26 protein-coding genes are annotated in these 22,092 nt (G+C 71.9%); 9 read left to right on the top strand and 17 right to left on the bottom strand.

All coding sequences use genetic code 11. The features are described from left to right. Positions 1 to 5: 5 nt before the first annotated feature. The 3 genes from ACFYY1_RS32725 to ACFYY1_RS32715 all read right to left on the bottom strand — a co-directional run bounded on the left by ACFYY1_RS32725 (position 6) and on the right by ACFYY1_RS32715 (position 3,596). The gene (locus ACFYY1_RS32725) at positions 6 to 1,220 is read right to left on the bottom strand and encodes an acetyl-CoA C-acetyltransferase (protein ID WP_388591998.1); all 1,215 of its coding nucleotides are present in this window, start codon (positions 1,218 to 1,220) and stop codon (positions 6 to 8) included. A gap of 35 nt (positions 1,221 to 1,255) precedes the next feature. Then, positions 1,256 to 2,398 carry an acyl-CoA dehydrogenase family protein gene (locus ACFYY1_RS32720; RefSeq protein WP_388591997.1) on the bottom strand — a complete coding sequence of 381 codons (1,143 nt, stop codon included), beginning with the start codon at positions 2,396 to 2,398 and terminating at the stop codon, positions 1,256 to 1,258. A 64-nt stretch (positions 2,399 to 2,462) separates the two neighbouring features. Continuing rightward, positions 2,463 to 3,596, bottom strand: coding sequence for a CaiB/BaiF CoA transferase family protein (locus ACFYY1_RS32715; RefSeq protein ID WP_388591995.1), 1,134 nt, complete (start codon positions 3,594 to 3,596; stop codon positions 2,463 to 2,465). A gap of 202 nt (positions 3,597 to 3,798) precedes the next feature. On the opposite strand from ACFYY1_RS32715, the gene ACFYY1_RS32710 reads away from it, so the two are divergent. Together ACFYY1_RS32710 and ACFYY1_RS32705 are read left to right on the top strand one after the other, a co-directional pair. Next, on the top strand, positions 3,799 to 4,989 hold the full coding sequence (locus ACFYY1_RS32710; RefSeq protein ID WP_388591993.1) for a saccharopine dehydrogenase family protein: 1,191 nt from the start codon (positions 3,799 to 3,801) through the stop codon (positions 4,987 to 4,989). Positions 4,990 to 5,217: 228 nt separating this feature from the next. Further along, positions 5,218 to 6,168: a peptidoglycan-binding protein gene (locus ACFYY1_RS32705; protein WP_388591992.1), complete on the top strand. Its 951-nt coding sequence runs from the start codon at positions 5,218 to 5,220 to the stop codon at positions 6,166 to 6,168. A 36-nt stretch (positions 6,169 to 6,204) separates the two neighbouring features. Here the strand turns inward: ACFYY1_RS32705 and mmpA are convergent, their stop codons facing one another. Together mmpA and ACFYY1_RS32695 are read right to left on the bottom strand one after the other, a co-directional pair. Then, positions 6,205 to 6,348, bottom strand: coding sequence for a morphogenic membrane protein MmpA (gene mmpA / locus ACFYY1_RS32700; RefSeq protein ID WP_388591991.1), 144 nt, complete (start codon positions 6,346 to 6,348; stop codon positions 6,205 to 6,207). 68 nt (positions 6,349 to 6,416) lie between these two features. Then, entirely contained in the window at positions 6,417 to 7,079 is a 663-nt protein-coding gene (locus tag ACFYY1_RS32695; RefSeq protein WP_388592073.1) for an endonuclease V, read from the bottom strand. Positions 7,080 to 7,219: 140 nt separating this feature from the next. Here ACFYY1_RS32695 and ACFYY1_RS32690 point away from each other — a divergent pair, with 140 nt between their 5' ends. Continuing rightward, positions 7,220 to 7,519 carry a YciI family protein gene (locus tag ACFYY1_RS32690; RefSeq protein WP_388591990.1) on the top strand — a complete coding sequence of 100 codons (300 nt, stop codon included), beginning with the start codon at positions 7,220 to 7,222 and terminating at the stop codon, positions 7,517 to 7,519. Positions 7,520 to 7,567: 48 nt separating this feature from the next. On the opposite strand, the gene ACFYY1_RS32685 is transcribed toward ACFYY1_RS32690, so the two are convergent. Then, the gene (locus ACFYY1_RS32685) at positions 7,568 to 8,638 is read right to left on the bottom strand and encodes a WD40/YVTN/BNR-like repeat-containing protein (RefSeq protein WP_388591988.1); all 1,071 of its coding nucleotides are present in this window, start codon (positions 8,636 to 8,638) and stop codon (positions 7,568 to 7,570) included. 222 nt (positions 8,639 to 8,860) lie between these two features. Between ACFYY1_RS32685 and ACFYY1_RS32680 the strand changes: the two genes are divergently transcribed. Next, the gene (locus ACFYY1_RS32680; RefSeq protein WP_388591986.1) at positions 8,861 to 9,277 is read left to right on the top strand and encodes an SsgA family sporulation/cell division regulator; all 417 of its coding nucleotides are present in this window, start codon (positions 8,861 to 8,863) and stop codon (positions 9,275 to 9,277) included. 45 nt (positions 9,278 to 9,322) lie between these two features. Here the strand turns inward: ACFYY1_RS32680 and ACFYY1_RS32675 are convergent, their stop codons facing one another. Then, the gene (locus ACFYY1_RS32675; RefSeq protein WP_388591984.1) at positions 9,323 to 9,727 is read right to left on the bottom strand and encodes an ATP-binding protein; all 405 of its coding nucleotides are present in this window, start codon (positions 9,725 to 9,727) and stop codon (positions 9,323 to 9,325) included. A 214-nt stretch (positions 9,728 to 9,941) separates the two neighbouring features. On the opposite strand from ACFYY1_RS32675, the gene ACFYY1_RS32670 reads away from it, so the two are divergent. The 3 genes from ACFYY1_RS32670 to ACFYY1_RS32660 all read left to right on the top strand — a co-directional run bounded on the left by ACFYY1_RS32670 (position 9,942) and on the right by ACFYY1_RS32660 (position 12,275). Further along, the gene (locus ACFYY1_RS32670; RefSeq protein WP_388591983.1) at positions 9,942 to 10,793 is read left to right on the top strand and encodes a Scr1 family TA system antitoxin-like transcriptional regulator; all 852 of its coding nucleotides are present in this window, start codon (positions 9,942 to 9,944) and stop codon (positions 10,791 to 10,793) included. A 9-nt stretch (positions 10,794 to 10,802) separates the two neighbouring features. Beyond that, on the top strand, positions 10,803 to 10,994 hold the full coding sequence (locus tag ACFYY1_RS32665; protein ID WP_124720673.1) for a hypothetical protein: 192 nt from the start codon (positions 10,803 to 10,805) through the stop codon (positions 10,992 to 10,994). Positions 10,995 to 11,300: 306 nt separating this feature from the next. Then, the gene (locus tag ACFYY1_RS32660; protein WP_388591981.1) at positions 11,301 to 12,275 is read left to right on the top strand and encodes an acyl-ACP desaturase; all 975 of its coding nucleotides are present in this window, start codon (positions 11,301 to 11,303) and stop codon (positions 12,273 to 12,275) included. Between the two features lie 70 nt (positions 12,276 to 12,345). Here the strand turns inward: ACFYY1_RS32660 and ACFYY1_RS32655 are convergent, their stop codons facing one another. The 3 genes from ACFYY1_RS32655 to ACFYY1_RS32645 all read right to left on the bottom strand — a co-directional run bounded on the left by ACFYY1_RS32655 (position 12,346) and on the right by ACFYY1_RS32645 (position 14,013). Continuing rightward, positions 12,346 to 12,846: a tetratricopeptide repeat protein gene (locus tag ACFYY1_RS32655; RefSeq protein ID WP_388591979.1), complete on the bottom strand. Its 501-nt coding sequence runs from the start codon at positions 12,844 to 12,846 to the stop codon at positions 12,346 to 12,348. A gap of 44 nt (positions 12,847 to 12,890) precedes the next feature. Continuing rightward, a complete protein-coding gene (locus ACFYY1_RS32650; RefSeq protein ID WP_124720677.1) occupies positions 12,891 to 13,139 on the bottom strand; it encodes a WhiB family transcriptional regulator in 249 nt (82 codons plus the stop codon). 73 nt (positions 13,140 to 13,212) lie between these two features. Next, complete coding sequence (locus ACFYY1_RS32645) at positions 13,213 to 14,013, bottom strand: VOC family protein (RefSeq protein WP_388591977.1); 801 nt, start codon at positions 14,011 to 14,013, stop codon at positions 13,213 to 13,215. A gap of 261 nt (positions 14,014 to 14,274) precedes the next feature. Between ACFYY1_RS32645 and ACFYY1_RS32640 the strand changes: the two genes are divergently transcribed. Then, complete coding sequence (locus ACFYY1_RS32640) at positions 14,275 to 15,150, top strand: hypothetical protein (protein ID WP_388591975.1); 876 nt, start codon at positions 14,275 to 14,277, stop codon at positions 15,148 to 15,150. A gap of 50 nt (positions 15,151 to 15,200) precedes the next feature. Here the strand turns inward: ACFYY1_RS32640 and ACFYY1_RS32635 are convergent, their stop codons facing one another. From ACFYY1_RS32635 to ACFYY1_RS32605, 7 genes are all read right to left on the bottom strand, one after another. Beyond that, a complete protein-coding gene (locus tag ACFYY1_RS32635) occupies positions 15,201 to 16,274 on the bottom strand; it encodes an LLM class flavin-dependent oxidoreductase (protein ID WP_388591973.1) in 1,074 nt (357 codons plus the stop codon). 4 nt (positions 16,275 to 16,278) lie between these two features. Further along, positions 16,279 to 17,178 carry an ABC transporter substrate-binding protein gene (locus ACFYY1_RS32630; protein WP_388591971.1) on the bottom strand — a complete coding sequence of 300 codons (900 nt, stop codon included), beginning with the start codon at positions 17,176 to 17,178 and terminating at the stop codon, positions 16,279 to 16,281. Beyond that, positions 17,179 to 17,934 carry an ABC transporter ATP-binding protein gene (locus tag ACFYY1_RS32625; protein WP_388591969.1) on the bottom strand — a complete coding sequence of 252 codons (756 nt, stop codon included), beginning with the start codon at positions 17,932 to 17,934 and terminating at the stop codon, positions 17,179 to 17,181. Beyond that, on the bottom strand, positions 17,931 to 18,761 hold the full coding sequence (locus ACFYY1_RS32620) for an ABC transporter permease (RefSeq protein ID WP_388591968.1): 831 nt from the start codon (positions 18,759 to 18,761) through the stop codon (positions 17,931 to 17,933). Before ACFYY1_RS32620 ends, ACFYY1_RS32625 begins: the two co-directional genes overlap by 4 nt. Next, the gene (locus ACFYY1_RS32615; protein WP_388591967.1) at positions 18,758 to 19,774 is read right to left on the bottom strand and encodes an ABC transporter substrate-binding protein; all 1,017 of its coding nucleotides are present in this window, start codon (positions 19,772 to 19,774) and stop codon (positions 18,758 to 18,760) included. Before ACFYY1_RS32615 ends, ACFYY1_RS32620 begins: the two co-directional genes overlap by 4 nt. 14 nt (positions 19,775 to 19,788) lie before the next feature. Then, complete coding sequence (locus tag ACFYY1_RS32610) at positions 19,789 to 20,820, bottom strand: ABC transporter substrate-binding protein (protein ID WP_388592071.1); 1,032 nt, start codon at positions 20,818 to 20,820, stop codon at positions 19,789 to 19,791. A 158-nt stretch (positions 20,821 to 20,978) separates the two neighbouring features. Continuing rightward, a complete protein-coding gene (locus ACFYY1_RS32605) occupies positions 20,979 to 21,089 on the bottom strand; it encodes a putative leader peptide (RefSeq protein ID WP_388591965.1) in 111 nt (36 codons plus the stop codon). Positions 21,090 to 21,284: 195 nt separating this feature from the next. Between ACFYY1_RS32605 and ACFYY1_RS32600 the strand changes: the two genes are divergently transcribed. Further along, the gene (locus ACFYY1_RS32600; RefSeq protein WP_388591964.1) at positions 21,285 to 22,067 is read left to right on the top strand and encodes an IclR family transcriptional regulator; all 783 of its coding nucleotides are present in this window, start codon (positions 21,285 to 21,287) and stop codon (positions 22,065 to 22,067) included. Positions 22,068 to 22,092 lie beyond the last annotated feature (25 nt).

Below are 22,092 nucleotides of genomic sequence, written 5' to 3'. Positions count from 1 at the left end.
GACGGTCAGAGACGCTCGATGACGGTGGCGACGCCCATGCCGCCGCCGACGCAGAGGGTGGCGAGGCCGTACCGCTGGTCGCGGCGCTCCAGTTCGTCGATGAGGGTGCCGAGGATCATCGCGCCGGTGGCGCCGAGCGGGTGGCCCAGCGCGATGGCGCCGCCGTTGACGTTGATCCTGTCGAGCGGGAGGTCCATGTCCCGGGCGAAGCGGAGCACGACTCCGGCGAACGCCTCGTTGATCTCGACGAGGTCGATGTCGTCGATGGTCAGCCCGGCCTTGGCGAGGGCCTTGCGGGTGGCGGGCGCGGGGCCGGTGAGCATGATGGTGGGCTCGGAGCCGGAGACTGCGGCGGAGACGATCCGGGCGCGCGGCGTGAGCCCGTAGCGCTCGCCGACCTCCTTGTTGCCGATCGCGACGAGCGCGGCGCCGTCGACGATGCCGGAGGAGTTGCCCGCGTGGTGGACGTGGTCGATCTTCTCGACCCAGTGGTACTTCTGCAGCGCCACCGCGTCGAAGCCGCCCATCTCGCCGATCGCGGCGAAGGAGGGCTTGAGCGCGGCGAGCGAGTCGGCGGTGGTGCCGGGCCGCATGTGCTCGTCGCGGTCGAGCACGACGAGGCCGTTGCGGTCCTTGACGGGGACGACGGAACGGGCGAAGCGGCCGTCCTTCCACGCTTCGGCGGCGCGTTCCTGGGAGAGTGCGGCGAATTCGTCGACGTCGCGGCGGGAGAAGCCCTCGATGGTGGCGATGAGGTCGGCGCCGATGCCCTGCGGGGCGAAGCCGGTCTCGAAGCTGGTCATCGGGTCCATCGCCCAGGCGCCGCCGTCGGAGCCCATCGGGACCCGGGACATCGACTCGACACCGCCCGCGAGGACGAGGTCCTCCCAGCCCGAACGGACCTTGGCGGCGGCCAGGTTGACGGCCTCCAGACCCGAGGCACAGAAGCGGTTCTCCTGGACGCCCGCGACGGTGTCCGGGAGGCCGGCCGCGATGGCGGCGATCCGGGCGATGTCGGAGCCCTGGTCGCCGAGCGGGCTGACCACGCCGAGGACGATGTCGTCGATGGCCGCCGGGTCGAGGCCGGGGAAGCGGCTGCGGATTTCGTGGATGAGGCCGACGACGAGGTCGATCGGCTTGGTGCCGTGCAGGGCGCCATTGGCCTTGCCGCGGCCGCGCGGGGTGCGGATCGCGTCGTAGACGAACGCTTCGGTACTCAAGACAGCAGCCTTTCGAGGGTGGTTGTGCGACGGGGTCAGGCGAGCAGCGAGCGGCCGATGATCTCCTTCATGATCTCGGTCGTGCCGCCGTAGATGGTCTGGATGCGGCCGTCGGTGAATGCCTTGGCGACCGGGAACTCCGCCATGTAGCCGTATCCGCCGTGCAGTTGGAGACAGCGGTCGGCGGCGCGCTTCTGCAGTTCGGTGGCCCACCACTTGGCCATCGAGGCGTGCACGGCGTCGAGCGTGCCGTCGGAGTGGTCGACGATGCAGCGGTCGATGAAGGTGCGGGTGACGGCGCACTCGGTGGCCATCTCGGCGATCTCGAACCGGATGTGCTGGAGCTTGGAGAGCGGCCTGCCGAAGGCCTCGCGCTCCTTGACGTACTTCGTGGTGATCTCCAGCAGGTGTTCCGCCGCGGCGATCCCGGCGACCGCTATGCCCATCCGCTCCTGCGCCAGGTTGGTCATCAGGTGGATGAAGGCGCCGTCCCGCTCGCCCAGCAGGTTCTCCTTGGGCACACGGACGTCGTTGAAGAACAGCTCCGCGGTGTCCTGGGACTTCTGGCCGATCTTGTCGAGGTTGCGGCCGCGCTCGAAGCCCTCCGCGCCGCGTTCCACGACGATCAGCGAGAGCCCCTTCGCGCCGCCTTCGGGGGTGGTCTTCGCCACGACGACCACCAGGTCGGCGAGGATGCCGTTGGAGATGAAGGTCTTCGAGCCGTTGAGCAGCCAGTGGTCGCCCTTGTCCTCGGCGGTGGTGCGGATGCCCTGGAGGTCGGAGCCCGCGCCGGGTTCGGTCATGGCGATGGCGGTGATGGTCTCGCCGCTGCAGAATCCGGGCAGCCAGCGCCGCTTCTGCTCGTCGGTGCCGAGGCCGGTGAGATAGGGGCCGATGATGTCGTTGTGCAGCCCGAGCGCGAGGCCGGGGGTGCCGGCCCGGGTGAACTCCTCGGCGAGGACGGCGCTGTAACGGAAGTCGGTGTTCCCGCCGCCCCCGTACTCCTCGGGCACGGCGAGGCCCAGCAGCCCCTGCCGGCCGGCCGCGAGCCATGCCTCGCGCGAGACGATGCCGTCCTTCTCCCACTGCTCGTAGTGCGGGAGCACCTCCTTGGTGAGGAAGGTACGCACGGTCTCGCGGAACGCTTCGTGCTCCTCGGTGAAGATCTGCCGCTGCACTGGGGTCCTCCTGGGCCGGTTGCTGAAGGGGTGGATGGGCCGGGCCGGTCGGGCCCGGTGGGGGTCACGGCCCGGCGAGGCCGGGTACGTCCCAGTCGGTGGCGACGGCCTCGGTGTCCGCGCCGGGCCGCGCGGGCCCGCCGCGCACCGAGGCGGGGGTCACGGAGAAGCGCGGTGCGGGCGCGGGCTGGACGAGCCCGTCGTGCTCGACGAAGGTGGCGCGGGCGGCGAGGTGCGGGTGGTGCGGCGCCTCACGGAGCGAGAGCACGGGGGCGACGCAGGCGTCCGATCCCTCGAACACCTCGGTCCACTCGGCACGCGTACGGGTGCGGAACCGGTCGGCGACGACGGTGCGCAGTTCCTCCCACCGGCCGATGTCGCCCCGGTCCGGAGCCTCGTCCCCGATCCCGAGGAGCCGGCCGAACTCCTCGTAGAACCGCTGCTCCAGCGGCCCGACCGCCATGTACTGGCCGTCGGCGGTCTCGTACGTGCCGTAGAACGGGCAGCCGCCGTCCAGGAGGTTGGAGCCGCGCCGGTCCTGCCAGCCGCCGGCCGCCAGCATTCCGTGGATCATCATGGCGAGATGGCTGGCGCCGTCGACGATCGCCGCGTCCACCACCTGGCCCCGGCCGCCGGGAGTACGGGCGTGCTGGAGGGCGGCGAGCACGCCGACGACGAGATAGAGCGAGCCGCCCGCGTAGTCGCCGACGAGATTGGCCGGGACGGTGGGCGGCTCGCCGGGCTTGCCGATCATGGAGAGGGTGCCGGTGAGCGCGATGTAGGCGATGTCGTGCCCGGCCCGTTCGGCGAGCGGTCCATCCTGGCCCCAGCCGGTCATCCGCCCGTACACGAGGCGCGGGTTGCGGACCAGGGCTGCGTCGGGTCCGACGCCGAGGCGTTCGGCGACGCCCGGCCGGTAGCCCTCGATCAGGATGTCGGCGCGCTCGATCAGATCGAGCACCTTGGCGGCTCCGTCCTCGGCCTTGAGGTCGACGAGCACGGAGCGCTTGTTGCGGTTGGTGAGGTCGTACGCGGGATCGATGCCCAGCCCCGCACCGCCGGGCCGGTCGACCCTGACGACGTCGGCGCCGAGGTCGGCCAGGAGCATCGCGGCGAACGGGCCGGGCCCGATGCCTGCCAGTTCGACCACCCGCACCCCTGCCAGCGGGCCGTGCGAGCCGTGCTCTGTCGTTGCCATCGAGCCCCCAGCGGTATGACACAACTGATGTAACAGCGATGATGCTAAGAACGCGCCGCGCTCCGCACAACCCCTTTGGCCGAGCAAGCGCTTAGTTCTCTCCCGGGGATCCTCCCCCATGCGCACCGCCCGGCCGCACACCGCCACGACCGCTCCGCTAGCCTCTGCCTGCCACATCGGCGCCGGCTCCGCGGAGGTACTCATGAACAGGCAGAACGGGGCACAACGCCCTTATGACGTGATCCTCTTCGGTGCCACCGGCTTCGTGGGCGCCCTCACCGCCGAATATCTCGCCGCCCACGCACCCGCCGGCTTCCGCTGGGCCGTGGCCGGACGCGACCGGGCCAAGCTGGAACGCCTGCGCGACCGTCTCGCCGCGATCGAGCCGCGCTGCGCGGAGCTCCCGCTGCTGCACGCCGACGCCGGGGACGAGCACGCGCTGCGCGGGCTCGCCGAGTCCGCCCATGTGGTGGCCACGACGGTGGGCCCCTATGTCTGGTACGGCGAGAAGCTGGTCGCGGCCTGCGCCGAGGCCGGGACGGACTACGCGGACCTCACCGGTGAGGCGGAGTTCGTGGACCGGATGTATCTGGAGCACGACGCGCGGGCCCGCGAGACGGGAGCCCGGATCGTGCACGCCTGCGGTTTCGACTCCGTTCCGCACGACCTCGGGGTGTACTTCACCGTCCAGCAGCTGCCGCAGGACGTACCGCTGACCGTCGACGGCTTCGTACGCAGCAACGCCGTCTTCTCCGGCGGTACGTTCGCCTCGGCGCTCACCGCGATGGGCCGCGGCCCGCGGATGCTGAGCGCCGCCAGGGAACGCCGGCTGCACGAACCGCGGCTGGTCGGGCGCCGGGCCCGCGCCCCGCTCGGCACCCCGCACTTCAGCGCGGAGACCGGCACCTGGGCACTCCCGCTGCCGACGCTGGACCCGCAGGTCGTCGAACGCTCGGCGCGGGCGCTGGCCCGGTACGGCCCCGACTTCCGCTACCGCCACTTCGCCTCGGTCCGTCATCTGCCCGTGGCCCTCGGCGGCGCGGCCGCGGTCGGCGCGCTGGTGGGTGCCGCGCAGGTTCCGGCGGCCCGGTCCTGGCTGATGGACCGGTACGAGCCGGGCCAGGGGCCGGACGCGGAGCGTCGTCGGCGCAGTTGGTTCACCGTGCGCTTCGTCGGTGAGGGCGGCGGGCACCGGGTGTTCACCGAGGTCTCGGGCGGTGACCCCGGCTACGACGAGACCGCGAAGATGCTCGCCGAGTCCGCGCTCTGCCTCGCCCTGGACGAACTCCCGCCGACATCGGGACAGGTCACCACCGCCGCCGCGATGGGCGACGCGCTGCTGGAGCGGCTGCGCTCGGCCGGCCTGCGCTTCCGGGTCGCGGCGGCCCGCTGAGCCGACGCCCGGGGCGGCACGCACTCGTTCGGGTGATGTCGCCCCGGGCCCCCGCCTCCTCGTTCCCCGGGTGAGCGGGCCATGGCACCGCTTCGCGGGCTCCTCGGCCGCGCGGCACGGATCGGCGCTTTCACTACGATCTGCGTCCCGCAGGTCGGCGCACCCGGGCATGCTCCCGATGCACAGCCCTGACCTGCGGCTATGCACACAGAGAGTCGGGGAAGAACGATGACGGACAACACTGTGGCGGGTCACGGGGAACAGCCGGGGCCGGCGCTCGCCGGGTTACTGAGGAACTGGTGGGAGTCGTCGGCGCGCGACGGCCGCGAGAAACCCACGCAGCAGTCGCTCGCCAAGCGGCTGGGGATCGACCAGACCACCCTGTCGCGCTATCTGAATCCCGCTCATGCCTCCAACGCCCCGAGCCGGATCGTCGAGCAGCTGCACACGGCGCTGCGGGCACCGGCCGACGACCTGGACCTGGCGCTCGCCCTGGCGCGCGAGGCGGCGGCCGGGAAGCGCCCGGCGGCCGCGGCGGCGCCCGGTCCGGGAGCCGCGCCCGCCGGTCCGTCCGCCGACCGCGACGCGGCGGCCCGTTGGCGGGGCCGCTCCTCCGTCGCATACCCGGCCCTGGCCGTCGCGTCGCTGCTCCTGCTCGTGCTCGGCGGCTTCGTGTGGTGGCTGGTGCCCACCACCACGGGACAGAGCGATGCCAAGGGCGCGGCGGGCGTCTCGGACCGGCCGTCGGAGGGCACCGACTGGCCGCTGGCCCGCAAGGGCCATGTGCTCTGGAAGGCGCGCACGGTGCAGCTGCTGCTGAGGGCGAACGGCTTCGACGTGAAGGTCGACGCCGACTACGGTCCGGCCACGGCCGAGGCCGTGAAGAAGTTCCAGGCGGCACATGGTCTGACCCCGGACGGCAAGGTCGGGAAGGACACCTGGCCGTTGCTGGTCATCACGGTCGACTCGCGCACCGCCGAGCCCGATGCCGTCACGGCGGTGCAGTACCTGCTGCATCACGCCGGGGTGCCGACCGACAGCACCGGTACGTACACGCCCTCGACCATGCGGTCGCTCAAGGAGTTCCAGAAGTCCCGGAATCTTCCGGTGACGGGGATCGGGGACGAGACCACCTGGCGCGCGCTGCTCAACGCCCAGGGGCCGGACCTGCACAAGTAGCCGCGGGCCGGACAGGGGCGGCCCTGCGCTGCGGGCTCAGAGTGCCCAGGCGACGAGCGTGCAGACCATCGAGACGGCCCAGGCCACTCCCGCGATCATCCCGAGGGTCATCCCTATCGCGACCCGGCGCTGAGCGAGATAGACGGTGCCGGGTCGTGTGGACGTTCGATGTTCGTTCATGCGTACAAGCTTGCCGGTGATGATCGGCAAAAGGTATCCGTACGCGTACTCAGGCGCCCCGAGCGCTCTCAGGCGGTCGCCTCCCGCAGGGCCCGGCGGCAGAGCGAGTCTGCCCTGCGGGTGGTCTCCGGCTGACGGAAGTCGCGGGACAGCAGCAGGGTGTGGGCACAGGCGTTGTCCAGACCGGTCCGGTGTCCGACGGAGACGAAGACGGGTTTGACGCCGTCCTGGGTACGCAGCGCCCGGCCCACCTCCTCCTCGCCGTCGAGCAGCGGCGACCAGTCGCCGCGACGGGGGCCCGGTTGCTCGTACGTGAAGGTGAACGGATTCTTGGCGACGCCGATCACCGGGAGGCCGGTGAGCACCCCGAGGTGGCTGGCGAGTCCGAAGCGGCGCGGGTGCGCCCGGCCGTATCCGTCGCAGATCACGAGTCCGGGGTCGACCGGCAGGGATTCGAGGGCGGCCAGCACGGTCGGGATCTCGCGGAAGGCCAGGAGGCCGGGGATGTACGGGAAGGTGATCCGGCCGACGGCGGTGGTCTCGGCGACCACTTCGAACGTCGCCCCGTCGAGGACGACCGCCGCCGCGACGACGACATCGCGCTCGTCGTCATAGGCGACGTCGACCCCGGTGACCCGGCCGGAACCGGGCGGCGGGCCGGCTTCGTCGAGCACCACCCGGGAACGCAGGGTGTCCTGGACGGCTCGGGCTTCGGCCTCGTCGGCGGGCATCACAAGGTGTGTCATGGTGCGGCCGAGTCTAGGTCGTGGCCGTAAGGTCCCGCCTGACTCACGACGCCTGGCACGCACGCCGGGGCCGGTCCGCCGGACGGGCCCGGAGTCCGCGGGGCCCTGCCCGTAGCCTGGCGATCATGTTTGTACTCGAACTGACCTACACCGCCCCTGTCGAACGCGTCGACGAGCTGATGCGGGACCATGTCGTCTGGCTGGACGCACAGTACGCGGCGGGGGTGTTCATCGCGTCGGGCCGCAAGAACCCGCGCGACGGCGGGGTGATCCTGGCCGTCGGCGACGACCGGAAGCGGATCGAGGAGATCGTTTCGCGGGATCCGTTCGCGATGCGGGGCGTGTGCGCCTACCGCATCACCGAGTTCATCGCGACGAAGACCTCGGACGAACTCGCTCCGTACCGTCAGCAGCTGCCCGGATAGTGGAGCCCTTCCCCCGGAGCGGACCCGCCCCGGGGGATGCGGAACGGCTCAGTTCCCCGCGCGTGCCACGCGGCCCTTCTCCCCCGCGGCCCAGCAGCCGCCGTCCGGGGTGCAGTCGACGGTGTCGTACGAGCCGGTGTCGACCGTGCGCCAGGTGCGGCCGCCGTCCGTCGTGAGGTCGGTGCCGGTCGGGCCGACCGCCAGCGCCCCGGACCTGCTGTGCGGCAGCCAGGCGACGCCCGAGCGGTAGGCGGCCGGCGGGGTGGCGGCCTGCCGCCAGGAGCGGCCGGCGTCGCCCGTCACGGCCGCGGCGTCCGGCGACGGCTCCCCGGCCCGGTAGTCGCCGCCGACCGCGATGCCGTGGTGGCGGTCGCGGAAGGCCAGTGCGAAGACGCCGCGGGCCGGGTCGCCGGCCGGGATCGTGGATTCGGCCGCGGTCCAGGTCAGCCCGCGGTCGGCGGAGTGCAGCACCCGTGCGGTGGCGGCGCCTCCGGTCGCGAGCCATACGTCCCTGGGGCCCGACGAGACCAGGCACTGGCCGCCGGCGGCGAATCCCGCCTCACCGGGCTGGGCGTCCGGCATCCCGGCGTCGGGCAGCACCCGCCAGTTCCGGCCGCCGTCCGCCGTGGACAGGATGCGGTACTTGCCGTCCACGGGATCGCTCATCGCCAGCCCGTGCCGGCTGTCGAAGAAGGTGAGGCAGTCGTAGAAGGCGCGTGCGTCGGTGTTGCGGAACGACTCCGTCCAGGTCGCTCCGCCGTCGTCCGTGCGCAGCACCCGGGACGCCTCGCCCTCGCCGATGGCCAGGACCACCGCGCGCCGCCCGTCGAACGCCTCGATGTCGCGGAACTCCAGCCCCTGAGCGGCCGCGCCCGGCGGCGAGACGTCGCGCCAGTGCCGGCCCCCGTCGGAGGTGCGCAGCACCGTGCCCTTGCTGCCCGCGACCCAGGCGGTGCTGCGGCTGACGGCGGCGAGGCCCCGGAAGCGGGCATCGGTTGTGGTGTCGGTGAGCGTCCAGGCCGGCCGTTCGCCGGGCCGGTGGTGTTCCCACGGTGTCGCCGCGGCTGCCGGTGTGGCCAGTGCCGCGGTCAGCGCCGCCGCACAGAGTCCCCATGACATCGGTCGTCTCGTCTTCCCCTTGACCCTCATGGCGCTGGAAGCTAGCCCACGCGTGGTGCCCAGTCCAGGGTGCGCGGTCCGGGGCCGCGCAGCCGGGAGGTGACCGGGCGCTGCGGCGGGCGGTGATACAGCTCACGCCGCCTTCCGGTGCACGGATGAGGGAGTTCCTTCGTCTGTATCAGTGTCGGGAACCGTTCATCCGGCCGAGAAAGGAAGCAGGTCTTGTCCACCGTCATCGAACAGTCCGTGCAGGCCCGCATGGTCGCATCCGCACCGCGGATGGAGACCCTTCCCGCCACCCTGCATTACGACCCCAGGGATCCGTTCGCCGTGCGCATGGCGTTTCCCGCTCCGGCGACCCTGGAGGGCACCGAGGTCGCCTGGGAGTTCTCCCGCGAGCTGCTGGCGGCGGGGATGGAGGGGGCGGCCGGCGTCGGGGACGTACGCGTCAGGCCGTTCGGTTACGACCGTACGGTCCTGGAGTTCCACGCCGCCGAGGGCATCGCGATGGTGCACGTCCGTACGGCGGATTTGCGCCGCTTTCTGGGGCGGGCGCAGGAAATGGTGCCCGTCGGCGACGAGCACCGGTTCCTGGATCTCGACCGCGGCCTGACCGATCTGCTCGGCGGCCCCTGCTGAGAGCGCGCGTCCAGCGGTCCGGTCGCCGGGCGGGCCGCGTGGGCGTCAGCTGTGGAGTAAGGCCCAGGCCTTGCAGCCGCCGGACGGGGTCAGCGCGGGCGTCAGCCCCCAGTCCCCGCCGTGCGCGTCGACCGCGGCGGCCAGCAGCCACATGCTGTCGCTGCGGCGCTCGCGGCATATCTCGGACTTCAGGGCCGAGCCGTGCGAGGGGTGCTGGTCGTAGAGAGTGATGCGGAGCGCGTCGAACTGCCAGTGCACCCGCAGCAGCATCTCCCGCTCCGGGGTGAACCGGTAGGCCGTGGCGACCAGTTCGGATGCGGCGAGTACGGCCGTCTCCCGGAGCCCCGTGAGGCCGTGCCGGGTGAGCAGGTCACCCACGGCACCGCGGGCGAGGCCGGCGCAGAAGGCGCCGCCGGGCAGTGCGAACGAATAGCTCAGGTTGTCCGCCACCGGTGGGTGGGGTCCAGCAGGTGCGGGGGCCGGCAGACAACGCAGCGCGCCTTTCATCAAGATGCTCACATTTCGGTATTTGTGGTGACGATCACACACAGGCACGGTCGCCCCGTGTGAGACTTGCGCTACCGACCGTAGCGCACCCTGGAGCACAGTGCTACTACTTGTGCGGTTCCGGTCATTTCGCTCCCACCCCGGAAGGAACCGCACCTTGCCCCCCAGAAGCACCCCGACCGCCCGGCAGCAGCGACTCGGGTACGAACTCCGCAAACTGCGCGAGCAGTCGGGCATGCCGGTGCAGCAGGCCGCCGCACTGCTCGGTGTCGACCGCACCCGCATCCCGAACATCGAATCGGGACGGTTCGGCATCAGCGCCGAACGGGTCCGCACCCTCGCCTTCAACTACGGCTGCCCGGACACCGGGCTGGTCGACCTGCTCGCCGAGATGGCCCAGGAGCGCGCCCGGGGCTGGTGGGAGGAGCACCGCGGACTACTGCTGCCGGGACTGCTCGACATCGCCGAACTGGAGTACCACGCAGCTGAGTTGACGACCTCGACCACCACGCACATCCCCGGCCTCCTGCAGACCGAGGAGCATGCGCGGGCGGTCTTCGACACGGCCGATCCACAACTGCCGGGGCCCGATCTGATGGCCCGGCTGTCGCTGCGGCTGCGCCGCCAGGAGGTGCTGGAGCGGGACCGTCCGCCGATGTACGAGTCGGTGATCCACGAGGCGGCGCTGCGCATGCAGTTCGGCGGCCCGAAGGTGGCGAGGGCCCAGCTGGACCACATCCTCGGACAGTCCGAGCGGGACCGGATCACGGTACGGGTGATCCCGTTCGCGGCCGGCGGATTCCCGGGCGCCGGACAGTCGTTCACCTATGTGGGCGCGGCGGTACCGCAGCTCGACACCGTGCAGCTCGACTCCTCGCATGGTTCGATGCTGCTGGACTCCGACATGCAACTGCGGCGCTATCGCGGCCTGTTGGAGCGTCTGCGCACGCTCGCACTGCCCGTCGAGGAATCGCGCGACTTCATCCGATCCATAGCCCAGGACCTCTGAGGAGCGACCATGACCGATATCTGCTGGGACGAAGCCTTCTGCAGCGAGGGCGCCAACTGCTTCCGCTTCGGACTCGACGACCAGGGCCGGGCGTACATCGGTTCCACCACGGACACCACCGCCTACGTCAGCGACTCCATGGAGGCGCTGCGGGCACTGATCTCCGCGGTGAAGTCCGGCGCGGCGGACCACCTGCTCTGACCGCACACCCCGGCCGCGCCCGCGCCCCCACGAGGGCCCCGCTCCGAGTACGCCGACAGCTCTGAGCGCCCCGCAGCAGGGGGCCGGCCGGTCCCGGTCACCGGCGGATCCACCGGTCCGGACGGTTCGCCGCGCACCGCGCCGAAGCTCGTTCACGGACACCCGACCACCCCCGGACCTGCGCACATAACGTTACGTAACCGGGCATCGCGAGGGCGGGCTTGGCGGTGGCCTTACCGCAGCTTTAACCTACGGTCTCGTAACCTACGTACCCGTAGGTAATTCTCCCGTCCCCAGGAGTCCCCCGTGACGATCACCGCTCCCCACCTCGGCAGCCCGAAGGCGTGGACCGACGCCCAGCTGCTGTACGCCCTGGAAGAGGTGGTGGAGAAGGAGCTCAACCGCCATCTCAAGGTCGCCAAGGACTGGATGCCCCACGAGTACGTGCCGTTCTCCGACGGGCGGAACTTCCCCGGGGTCTTCGAGGACGGTGAGGCCTGGCAGGCCGACCAGTCCAAGGTCACCGACATCGGCAAGATCGCCCTGGTGGTGAACCTGCTGACCGAGGACAACCTCCCGAGCTACCACCACGAGATCGCCTCCCTCTTCGGCCGCGACGGTGCCTGGGGCACCTGGGTGCACCGCTGGACCGCGGAGGAGGGCCGGCACGGCATCGTGATGCGTGACTACCTGCTCACCTCACGGGCCGTCGACCCGGACAAGCTGGAGCAGTTCCGGATGGCACACATGGCGGAGGGCTTCGAGTCGGACAACCGCCACTCGATGCTGCACTCCGTGGCGTACGTCGCCTTCCAGGAGCTGGCCACCCGCGTCTCGCACCGCAACACCGGCCACCAGTCGGGCGACCCGGTCTGCGACCGCATGCTCGCGCGGATCGCGACCGACGAGAACCTGCACATGGTCTTCTACCGCAACCTCCTCGGCGCGGCCTTCGAGCTGGCCCCCGACCTGACGATGCAGGCCGTGCGCGACGTCGTCGTCAACTTCCGGATGCCCGGTCACGGCATGCCGGGCTTCGAGCGGGCCGCCGCGCAGATGGCGATCGGCGAGATCTACAACATGCGCATCCACCACGACGACGTGATCCAGCCCGTGCTGCGCTTCCTGAAGGTCCTCTCCATCGACGGCCTGGGCCCCGACGGCCTGAAGGCGCAGGAGGAGCTGGGCCTGTACATGGGCGGCCTGGACAACGAGGCGGCGAAGTTCGACGAGAAGCTGGCCGCCCGCAAGGCGCGGATGGCCGCGCGCGCCGGCGCCTGACCGTTCGGGGCCCGGCCCGTCGACCCGTCCGCCGCCGTCCGGTGGCCGGCGGGTCGACGCGTGCCCGCTGTCACACCGTTTCGTGCAGGTCCCGCGCGTAGTACTCGATCGCGGCCCGGTACTGGCGCACATACGGGTCCTCGCTGCTGGTCGCGAGGAGTTCCAGCAGCAACCGCATGGCTTCGTGATGCTCGCCGGTGTTGAACAGGGCCATGGCGAGAAACGTCCGCAGCGCCCCGTCGTCGGGGAACTGCTCGACACCGCCGCGCAGCACCTCGACGGCCTTCTCGTACTGCCCGAGCACCCGGTACGTGCTCCCCAGGCCGAGGAGCGCGCCCCTGCGGTCCTTCTCCGACAGCCCGGTGCCACCGAGGCCGCGTTCGTAGAACGGCACCGCCTCCGCCTCCAGCCCGAGCACGTCGTGGGCCCAGGCGGTCTGATAGGCGATCTCCGCGTCCGCGGGGAACTCGGCGGACAGGGCCAGCAGGCGCTGCCTGGCCTCCTCCTGGTGGCCCTCGGTGCGCAGCCGTACGGCCGCCGCGAGCGAACTGTCCCGGTCGTGATCATTCATACGGACATCGTCCCAGGGCCGCGAGGCGGTCCGGCCGCAGCCCCTCAGTCGCGGCCGGTTCTGCGCAGCCGGTCCCGCTCCTTCTCGGACAGCCCGCCCCATACGCCGAAGCGCTCGTCGTTGGCGAGGGCGTACTCCAGGCATGCCTCGCGCCCCTCGCAGGCGTTGCAGAGCTGCTTGGCCTCACGGGTGGAGCTGCCGGGGGCAGGAAAGAAGAACTCGGGCCCCGCCTGGGCGCACAGCGCTGTCTCCTGCCAGGCGAGTGCGGGGTCGGCCGCGGTGTTGATCAGCATGCGGTCCACAGTGCCCGGTCGCGATAAACGACCGATCAACGCCTCATCAATACGGCGCGCCGACGAGTTCCGGTCAGCTCTGCGGCGTGGACGCGCTCTTGATCAGAGCGAATTCGGCGCCGTCCGGATCGGCCACACTGGCGAACTTTCCCACACCTTCCATCTCCGTGGGCTCCAGGGTCGGTCGGCCGCCCAGCCGTTCCACGTCCGCGACCGCCTCGTCGCAGTCGGCGACCTCGAACCAGGGCAGCCAGTGCGATCCGGCCACCGCCCGTGCCGGAACCGCGTTCAGCGGTACGAAGCCGCCGAAGGCCGCCTCCTCGCCACCGCCGCCGGTCCGGATCACCGTGTAGGACCCGCCGCCCCCGGGGAACGGTGCCCGCGCGCTCTCCCATCCGAAGACCGCGCCGTAGAACGCGGCGGCCGCGGGCACGTCCGGGGTGTACAGCTCGGCCCAGCACAGACTGCCGGGGACGCCCACGACGCCCAGGCCCGTGTTCCCACCGGGCTGCCAGATGCCGAAGAAGGCCCCTGACCGGTCCTTGAATCCGGCCATTCTGCCGAAGTCCAGGACATCCATCGGGGCGAACGGTACAGTGCCGCCGGCCTGCTCGACCGCCCGCGCCGTGGCGTCGGCGTCCGACGACCGGAAGTACACCGACCAGGACGGTGCCGCCTGCTCCTCGGTGACCGTCATCGCGCCGGCGACCGACTTCCCGTCCAGCGTGAACATGCCGTAGCCGCCGGTCTCCGGCCCGCCGGCCACGTACTCCCAGCCGAAGAGACCGGTGTAGAAGTCGACGGCCCCGTCGAGATCGGGTGTGCCCAGGTCGATCCAGTCGGGCGCTCCGTCGACGTAACGAGTGGTGAGCATGGCCGGCTCCTTCGGCGGTGCCCGTGCCGTGCGGCACGGGGTCCTCCTCGACGTTCCGAGTCTCGCACCGGGCCCCGGCGACCGCAGCCCGCGGACGGCCGGGCATTGCGCGGGTGAACCGCGCTCATGGATGATCTCCCCCATGACCATCAGAAAGGTCCATGCCGCGTAGGCGCCCCCCCGCTCCGGCACCCGGCGAACGCGCCACCGGTCCTGCGCATGCCCGCAGCCGACCGTTCACGCACCACGCCGAGGAGCACCATGAAGTCCGTCCGCCTGACCAAGTACGCCCGCCTGCCGCGCGCATACGGCCGGCTGCACCTGTTGCACAGCACCGTCGACGCGTACGGCCGGGTGCACTGGCTGCTCACCGAACGCGACCCCGGGCCGGGACCGGCCGATCCGTACGAGGCCCTGGTCGTCACCGCGGACCGGGGCGAGGTGGACGAGACGCATCTCGGCGCCGTCCGGCTGTACCGTCCCTGGCTCGACGCCCTGCCCGACGGCGGTTTCGTGCTCGCGGAGCCCCGCAGCAGGGTGGACGCCGACCATGTGCAGGTCTTCGACGCGCTCGGGCGTCCGTCGTGGACGTTCCGGGTGGGCGACGCGATCGAGCGTCTGCTGACCGACACGTCGGGCGCCCTCTGGGTCGGTCACTTCGACGAGGGGGTGTACGGCGACGACCCGCTGAGCCACCCCGGTCTGCGGCGGTGGAGCAGCACGGGCGAGCCGCTGTGGTCGTTCCGCCCCGGGCCCGGACCGCTGGACATGTCGAACTGCCTCGTCCTCAACGTCCACGGGACGACGGCCTGGGCCTGTCCGTACATGCACCACCCGCTGATCGAGGTCCGGGCCGACGGCTCGGTGCGGGTCCGCACCACGCGGGTGAATCGCGTCAAGGGCGTGGCGGTGGACGGCGGGCGGGTGGCCTTCGTGGACCTCGACGGCGTGCTGACGTACGGCCGGATCACGGAGCACACGGTCGAGCCGGAACCGGGGGCCGCGCGGCTGGTCCGGCCCGACGGGCGCGCCCTGGCCCACCGTTGGAGCACGGTCTGCCGCGGTCCGCGCATCCATGTGCGTGAGCGCGGCGGGACGGACTGGGCGGTGTTCGACCTGGCGCGCGGCGATCGGTGAGACGAAGGGCGGGGGGCGGGGCAGTTCCCGGTGCTCCCGCCCCCGGCCGGTCAGCGGGTGACGCCCAGTGCCGGAAGCACCGTCTCCGCCACCCGGTACGCCTCCTCCAGCAACGGGTTGCCGGAGAGGATGAAGGTGTCGACGCCCAGCTCCTCGAACTCCTTGAGGCGCTCGACGACCTGGGCCGTCGAACCGACGACCGCCGTGCCCGGCCCCGGGCGGAACAGGCTCATGCCCGGCCACATGTTGGGGTGCGTCTCCAGCTCCCGGGCATGCGCCGGGACCTTGCCGCCGTGCTGGCGGAACTGGCGCTGCCAGCCCACGCCGTCCTCCCCCGCCCGGTCGCCGAGCTGCCGGGCGTACGTCGCCTCGCTCGTCACGTCGAGGAGCCGGTCGGCCGCGGCCCATGCCTCGTCCTCGGTGTCCCGGACGATGAGGTGGAGGCGGAGCCCGATCCTGAGCGTGCGGCCGTACGCGGCGGCCCGTGCCCTGACCTTCGCCAGCTTCTCCTTGAGCAGGTGCGGGGGTTCGCCCCAGGTGAGGAAGACGTCGACGTGCTCGGCCGCCATCTCGATCCCGGGGTCGGACGAGCCGCCGAACCAGAGCGGGATGTGCGCTTCCCGGACCGGTCTCAGCTCCCGGAAGGACGCGCCCGCGTTCTTCAGGTCGTAGAAGCGGCCCTTGTGGTCGAAGACCTCACCGGCGGTGAGCCGCTTCACGATCGACCAGTACTCGGCGCTCAGTTCGTACCGCTCGTCGTGCTCCACGTGGAGTCCGTACTCCTGGAGCGACTTCGTCGAGCCGTTGACCACGTTGAAGCGGAGCCGGCCGCCGAAGAGGTTGTCGAAGCTGAGGGCCATCTTGGCGAGCAGGGTGGGCGAGATCAGGCCGGGGTGGACGGCCAGCAGGGGCTTGAACGCGGTGCTGGTGGAGGCGGCCAGCGCGCTGCCGAGCGGCCAGACGTCGTACAGGTCGGTGGCGAGCAGCGCACCGCTGTAGCCGAGGCGTTCGACCGTGCCGGCGAGCTGGGCCAGGTAGCCGAGGTCGACCGGGCGCCGCCCCTCGGGCTCCCAGGGGTAGGCGCCTTCGCGCGGGATGACGTACCAGAGGACTTCGGTCGCCATGTCGTCACGCCGCCCGGTCCGTGCCGGTGCTCTCGCCCGCACCGGCGAGGGCGTGGGCGACGGTGACCGGGCGGTCGATGAATCCGGTGCGGTGGAAGATGTCGGCCGCTTCCTGCTGCTCCGCGATGAAGGCGTCGGTGACGGGCTCGATCTTCCACGGCAGGGCGCGCAGTGCGGTCTCCCAGTCGTCGGCGGATCCGCCGAGGTCCGCGGCGGCGATCTCGGCCGCCTCGCGGGGGTGGGCCGCCGCCCAGTCGTCGGCCCGCTGGAGGGCGCGGGTGAGCGCCTCGACGACCTCGGGGCGGCTCTCGGCCAGGTCCCGGCGGGCGAAGAAGACGGAGCGGTCGGTGATGACGTCGCCGGTGCGGATCAGGGTGCGCAGCCCACCGGTGCGGCGGGCGGCGGCGAGCTGGGCGCCCTGGGCCACCCAGGCGGCGATGGCGCCGGTGCGCAGCAGTTCCTCGCTGTCGTCGGTGCTGCGGACGGCGGTGATGTCGTCGGCGTAGGAGAGCCCGGCGTCGTCCAGCGCCTTGGCGACGAGGTGGGTCTGCCAGGAGCCGATCGCGAGGTGGACGGTGGTGCCCTTGAGGTCGGCGACCGTGTGTACGGGGCTGTCCTCGGGGACCAGCAGCGCGCCGTGCTCGGGGCGCGGGGCGGAGACGGCGGTGTAGACGATGTCGTGGCCGGCGGCCTGGCCGGTGACCGGTGGGGTGGAGCCGGTGCCGCCGAAGTCGATGACGCCCCGGCTGAGGAGTTCCCCGGTGCGGACGCCATTGGTGTACGGGTGGAAGACGACGCTCTCGCCGAGCGGGGCGAGCTCCTCCTGGGCCAGGCCCAGCCGGGAGAGGTGGTACAGGTGGTAGAGGGACGGGTTGCTGCTGTGCACACCGATGGTGATGGTCATTCAGATCACTCCGACTTCGGTACGTTCGCGGATGGTTGAGGGCTGCGGGGTCGCATCGACGCCGAGGTCGTCGAGGAGCCGTCGGCGCAGGGCTCCGAAGGCGGGGTCGCCGGGGTCGCGCGGCCGGTCGACGGTGACCGGCTCGTCGGTGATCAGCCGGCCGTCGCGCAGTACGGCGACCCGGTCGGCGAGCCGTACGGCTTCGTCCACGTCGTGGGTGACGAGGAGGACGGCGGGCCGGTGCCTGCGGCACAGCTCCCCCACCAGGTCCTGCATCCTGAGCCGGGTCAGGGCGTCGAGTGCGGCGAACGGCTCGTCCAGCAGCAGCAGTTCGGGTTCGCGGACCAGGGCGCGGGCGAGGGCGACGCGCTGCGCCTCGCCGCCGGAGAGGGTGGCGGGCCAGGCGTCGGCGTGCCGTTCGAGGCCGACCTCGGCCAGGGCCCGCAGCCCGTGTCCGGAACTGCCGCGCGGCAGGGCCACCGTCACATTGGCGAGGACCTTCTTCGACGGTACGAGGCGGGGTTCCTGGAAGACGACGGTGCGGGCCTCGGGGACGAGGACCTCTCCCCCGTCGGCTCCGTCGAGTGCGCCCAGGATGCGCAGCAGGGTCGTCTTGCCGCTGCCGCTCGCACCGAGAAGGGCGACGAACTCGCCCCGTGCGATGTCGAGTTCGAGACCGTCGAGCACGGCACGGTCGCCGAAGACGCGCCGCAGTTCCCGTACCCGTACGGCCGGCTGTGGGCTGTGGTCGGTCATCGGGTGGCTCCCTGTGGGGTGCGCCAGGGCATCAGTGCGCGTTCCAGCAGCCGTACGACGACGTCGGCGGCGAGTCCGAGCAGCCCGTAGACGAGGATGCAGACGGCGAGGATGTCGGTGCGGGCGTAGCTCTGCGCCTGGGACATCAGATAGCCGATGCCTGCCGTGGCGTTGATCTCCTCGGCGGCGATCAGGGCGATGACGCTGAGGGTCATGGAGAGCCGCAGCCCGGCGAGCAGCGACGGCAGGGCCCCGGGGAGAACGACTTCGCGGACGAGGGCGAAGCGGCCCATGCCGAAACTGCGCATCGCCTCGATGAGTTCGGGGTCGGTGTCGCGCACCCCGCTCGATGTCGACACGTACATCGGGAAGGTGGTGGCGACGGCGATGAGGAGGATCTTCGCCGTCTCGTTGATCCCGAACCAGACCATGAACAGGGGCACCAGGGAGAGGAACGGGATGGTGCGCAGGGTCTGGATGGAGGAGTCGAGGAGTTCGTCGCCGAGGCGGGTGAACCCGGTGGTGATGCCGAGCACCAGCCCGGCGGTGAGCCCGATGAGGAGGCCGAGGCCGGAGCGGGTGAGGGAAGTGGTGAGCGCGTCGGGCAGCTGCCCGTTTCCCCACAACTCCCCTACAGCACGAAGCACTTCTTCGGGCGAGGCGAGTACGTCGGGAGTGAGGACACCGGTGGCGGATGCCGCCCACCACAGGACGAGAAGGGCGATGGGGCCGAGTGTCCGGACGGTGGCGGAGTAGGTGCGGCTGCGGTCCCTGCGCCGCTGGGGGCGGGGCCGGACGAGGCCCGGGTGCGGGCCGGCGTAGCTCATTTCAGCTTCTCGATGTCGAGGAGGTGGGCGGCGACGTCGACCTTCCGCGTGGTGACCTTCTGCTCGGCGTAGAAGCCGGCGACGTCCTCGAAGCGCTCGATGTCCTCGGGTCCGATGGGGTCGACCGTGCCGCCCTCGCGGGTGAATCCGGTCTGGACGTCCTTCGCCTTGCCGGTGACGGCGGTCGGTCCGACGCCGGTGAAGACGTTGAGGTACGCGGCCGGGTTCTGCTTCTCCTTGGCGCTGGCGTCGTGGAGGTACCGGTAGAGCGCCTTGACGATCTCGGGGTGCTGCTCGGCGAAGCCGGTGCGCACGGCGTTGAGGCTGTAGTTGTCGGAGCCGATCGCGGCGCCGTCGGCGACGAAGTGCGCCTTGCCGCTGCCGATCTCGGCCACGGCGTAGGTCGCCCAGACCGCCCAGGCGTCGACCTTGCCCGCGTTGAAGACGGCGGCCGTCTGGTCGGGGCGCAGATAGACCCGCTCGACCTTGTCGGCGGGGATGCCGGCCTTGTCGAGGGCCTTCAGCAGCAGGTACTCGCCGGTGCCGCCCTGGTTGACGGCGACCTTCCTGCCGACCAGGTCGGCGACCGAGCCGATACCGGAACCGTTCTTGACGAGGATGCCTTCGCCGGCGGCGTCGGGGTCGACCGCGGTGAAGAACTTGAAGCCGGGGCGCTGGGCGAGCGAGGTGATGCCGGAGGTGATGGAGCCGGTGGCGATGTCGAGCTGGTCGGCGTTCATCGCCTGGGCGGCCGGGGCGAAGGGGCCCGCGCTGCCGGTCCAGCGCACCTTGGCGCCGACCTCGGCGAGCGCCTTGTCGAGGCTGCCGTCCTTCTTGCCGAGGGCGAGCACCCCGGAGTTGCCGGGGTCGGGGATGCGGATGTCCACCGTGCCCCGGGCGCCGGAGCCGCCGCTGCCGGCCGCGGACGAGCCGCAGGCGGTGAGGGCGATCAGGGCGGTGGCCGTGAGGAGCGCGGGGGCGACGACGGTGCGCTGTGGGCGGGGAAGGTTCATGGTGTCGGGGGTCCTCACAACTCAGGGGCGAAGGCTCGGTGGGCGGGGCGGGAGGCGGCCAGTTCGGTGGCGCGGCGCAGCGGCTCGGGGTCGGCCCAGGCCGTGATGTCGACGGGTTCGGGCAGGAAGCCGTGGGCGCGCAGCCCGGCCTCCTGCTCGGCGAGCAGGGTCAGGCGGTCCGGGGAGAGGTCGGGGTGGAGGGCGAGATGGGTGCCCGGCCGGTAGGCCCCGGCAACGCCCTCGGCGCCCGCGCCGGTCTCGGCGCCGAGGATCCGGGCGACCTCGGCGGGCTGTTCGGTGGCCCAGGCGGCGGCCCTGAGCAGGACGGCGAGGAAGCGGTCGACGAGGCCGGGGTGTTCGTCGAGGAGCTGCTGGTGGACGGTGATGGGGCGCGGGGTGCCGTTGTTGATCCGGAACCGGCGGTCGGCCAGCTCGTCGAGTTCGACGGCGACCTCCGCGCCCTCGCGCCGGGCGGCCTCGACGGCCAACGCGCCCTTCACGTAGACGGCGTCGACGTCGCCGCGCCGCAGCGCCGCCAGCTCGGCGGCCCACTGGCCCCGGTGTCCGGCGGCGGGTACGTCGACGAACATGGCGTCCTGCGGCCCGAGTCCGGCGGCGGCGAGCGCGCCCTCGAAGCCGCGCAGGGCCATGGCCCGCCAGAAGTCGATGGCGATGTCGTGCACGGGTGCGGCGAGCCGCAGTCCGCGCAGCGCCTCGACGCCCCGGATCCCGGAGCCGGGGCGGACCAGTACGGTCTGCCGCTCCTCGATCCAGGTGAGGCCGATCAGCCGGGTCCGCTCCCCGCGGGAACGGGCCCACAGGGCGGGCACGTTGCCGCCTTCGCGGAACAGGCCCGGCAGGGCGTGGGTGAAGTGGGCCGCCGGGTCGGCACCAGGTGCGGCGTCCTGGAGGGACCGCACCGTGATGCCGTCGGGGGCGAACTCTTCGGTGAGCCAGCGGCGGTCGGCGGCGATCCCGGTCGCGGTGGGGACGGGACAGCGGGTGAACCAGAGCGTCCGGGGCGGGACGGCATGCGTCGTGGGCATCTTCATGGGGGCCTTCATGGGGGTCTTCCCGAGGGGTCGGCGAAGCGGCTGGTGGCACGGCGCGTACGCCGGGAAGCGGACACCGGGTACGGCCGAGGACCCCGGCCGCGCCGGGGCGCGGCGGAGGGGGAGGAAAAGGAATCGCGAGGGGGAAGGGGTCAGCGACAGGCAGCGCCGGCGACCCGCGCCAGGTCGATGTGACGGCGCAGCGTCAGGGCGAGCAGGACCGGAGCGGCATGGGCGGGAGTCGCGGTTCGGCGACCGGCCATGGCACTGCTCCCTCCTGCTCGTCGGTGGTGACGTGTCGCAGACTGCCACGCGCCGAGGCAGTCCCACAACTCGCTTCCCATGATGTGGGATTCGGTGTGAACACAGTGTTTCAGCACCCGGCTCTCCGGGTCTCCGACTCCCGTAATGTGGGCGACCACATGCACCTCATCCCCACGAGCGGAGAGCGAACCGACATGACCGAGGCCGCGGCAGTGCGCGCTCCCGGCGGTGCGCAGGCCGTGCAGCGCGCCCTGGACGTACTGCACTGCTTCCACGACAACGGCCCCGACCTCAGCGCCTCCGACCTCGCCCGCCGCCTCGGCCTCTCGGCCTCCACGGCGCACCGCCTGGCCCGCACACTGCTCGGCGCGGGCTTCCTGGAACAGGACGCCCGTACGTCCCGCTACCGGCTGGGCCCCGCCGTGACCGAGCTGGGCAGGCTCTCGTACCACCAGCGCGGTCTGCACCTGGCCGCCCCCGAGCTGACCGATCTCGCCGAGCGCACCGGCGCCACCGCCGACCTGGCGCTGCGCAGCGGCCCCCATGCGGTGATCGTGGCGGGCGGTTCGGTGACGCCGAAGGTGGGGCTGCGCAGACCACTGCACTCGACGGCGCTCGGCAAGGTCCTGCTGGCCTGGGCCCGGCCGGGTGAGGGCGGGCCCTCCTCACTGCCGCCGCTGCCCGCGTTCACCGACCGGACGATCGTCGAACCGGCCGCGCTGGAGGCCGAGTTGGCGAAGGTACGGTCCGACGCCTACGCACTGAACGACGGCGAGTCGGCCCACGGGGTACGGACCCTGGCGGTCCCGGTCCTGGACGGCACCGGCCATGCCCGCTTCGCCCTGGCGGTCCGGGCCACCCCGTCCGTGATCACGGACGCGCGCACCGACTGGTTCCTGGCGCAGGCCCGCTCCTGCGCACGGGCCCTGGAGATCCTGCTGCTCTCCCCGGCCGAGCGCCGGCCGCCCGCGCCCTGACCAGGCCCTGATCAGGCCCTGGAGT

Origin of the sequence: Streptomyces sp. NPDC001890 (assembly GCF_042891445.1) — a bacterium.
Classification (GTDB): domain Bacteria; phylum Actinomycetota; class Actinomycetes; order Streptomycetales; family Streptomycetaceae; genus Streptomyces.
Note: the sequence above shows the minus strand (reverse complement) of the source record. Positions and strands in the feature narration are given on the sequence as shown.

Bases quoted from the DNA above. Each gene is read 5' to 3' on its own strand.
- ACFYY1_RS32715 (WP_388591995.1), bottom strand. From the start codon at position 3,596: ATGGCAACGACAGAGCACGGCTCGCACGGCCCGCTGGCAGGGGTGCGG.
- ACFYY1_RS32710 (WP_388591993.1), top strand. From the start codon at position 3,799: ATGAACAGGCAGAACGGGGCACAACGCCCTTATGACGTGATCCTCTTC.
- ACFYY1_RS32705 (WP_388591992.1), top strand. From the start codon at position 5,218: ATGACGGACAACACTGTGGCGGGTCACGGGGAACAGCCGGGGCCGGCG.
- mmpA (WP_388591991.1), bottom strand. From the start codon at position 6,348: ATGAACGAACATCGAACGTCCACACGACCCGGCACCGTCTATCTCGCT.
- ACFYY1_RS32695 (WP_388592073.1), bottom strand. From the start codon at position 7,079: ATGCCCGCCGACGAGGCCGAAGCCCGAGCCGTCCAGGACACCCTGCGT.
- ACFYY1_RS32690 (WP_388591990.1), top strand. From the start codon at position 7,220: ATGTTTGTACTCGAACTGACCTACACCGCCCCTGTCGAACGCGTCGAC.
- ACFYY1_RS32685 (WP_388591988.1), bottom strand. From the start codon at position 8,638: ATGTCATGGGGACTCTGTGCGGCGGCGCTGACCGCGGCACTGGCCACA.
- ACFYY1_RS32665 (WP_124720673.1), top strand. From the start codon at position 10,803: ATGACCGATATCTGCTGGGACGAAGCCTTCTGCAGCGAGGGCGCCAAC.
- ACFYY1_RS32655 (WP_388591979.1), bottom strand. From the start codon at position 12,846: ATGAATGATCACGACCGGGACAGTTCGCTCGCGGCGGCCGTACGGCTG.
- ACFYY1_RS32650 (WP_124720677.1), bottom strand. From the start codon at position 13,139: ATGCTGATCAACACCGCGGCCGACCCCGCACTCGCCTGGCAGGAGACA.
- ACFYY1_RS32645 (WP_388591977.1), bottom strand. From the start codon at position 14,013: ATGCTCACCACTCGTTACGTCGACGGAGCGCCCGACTGGATCGACCTG.
- ACFYY1_RS32640 (WP_388591975.1), top strand. From the start codon at position 14,275: ATGAAGTCCGTCCGCCTGACCAAGTACGCCCGCCTGCCGCGCGCATAC.
- ACFYY1_RS32635 (WP_388591973.1), bottom strand. From the start codon at position 16,274: ATGGCGACCGAAGTCCTCTGGTACGTCATCCCGCGCGAAGGCGCCTAC.
- ACFYY1_RS32630 (WP_388591971.1), bottom strand. From the start codon at position 17,178: ATGACCATCACCATCGGTGTGCACAGCAGCAACCCGTCCCTCTACCAC.
- ACFYY1_RS32625 (WP_388591969.1), bottom strand. From the start codon at position 17,934: ATGACCGACCACAGCCCACAGCCGGCCGTACGGGTACGGGAACTGCGG.
- ACFYY1_RS32620 (WP_388591968.1), bottom strand. From the start codon at position 18,761: ATGAGCTACGCCGGCCCGCACCCGGGCCTCGTCCGGCCCCGCCCCCAG.
- ACFYY1_RS32615 (WP_388591967.1), bottom strand. From the start codon at position 19,774: ATGAACCTTCCCCGCCCACAGCGCACCGTCGTCGCCCCCGCGCTCCTC.
- ACFYY1_RS32610 (WP_388592071.1), bottom strand. From the start codon at position 20,820: ATGCCCACGACGCATGCCGTCCCGCCCCGGACGCTCTGGTTCACCCGC.
- ACFYY1_RS32605 (WP_388591965.1), bottom strand. From the start codon at position 21,089: ATGGCCGGTCGCCGAACCGCGACTCCCGCCCATGCCGCTCCGGTCCTG.
- ACFYY1_RS32600 (WP_388591964.1), top strand. From the start codon at position 21,285: ATGACCGAGGCCGCGGCAGTGCGCGCTCCCGGCGGTGCGCAGGCCGTG.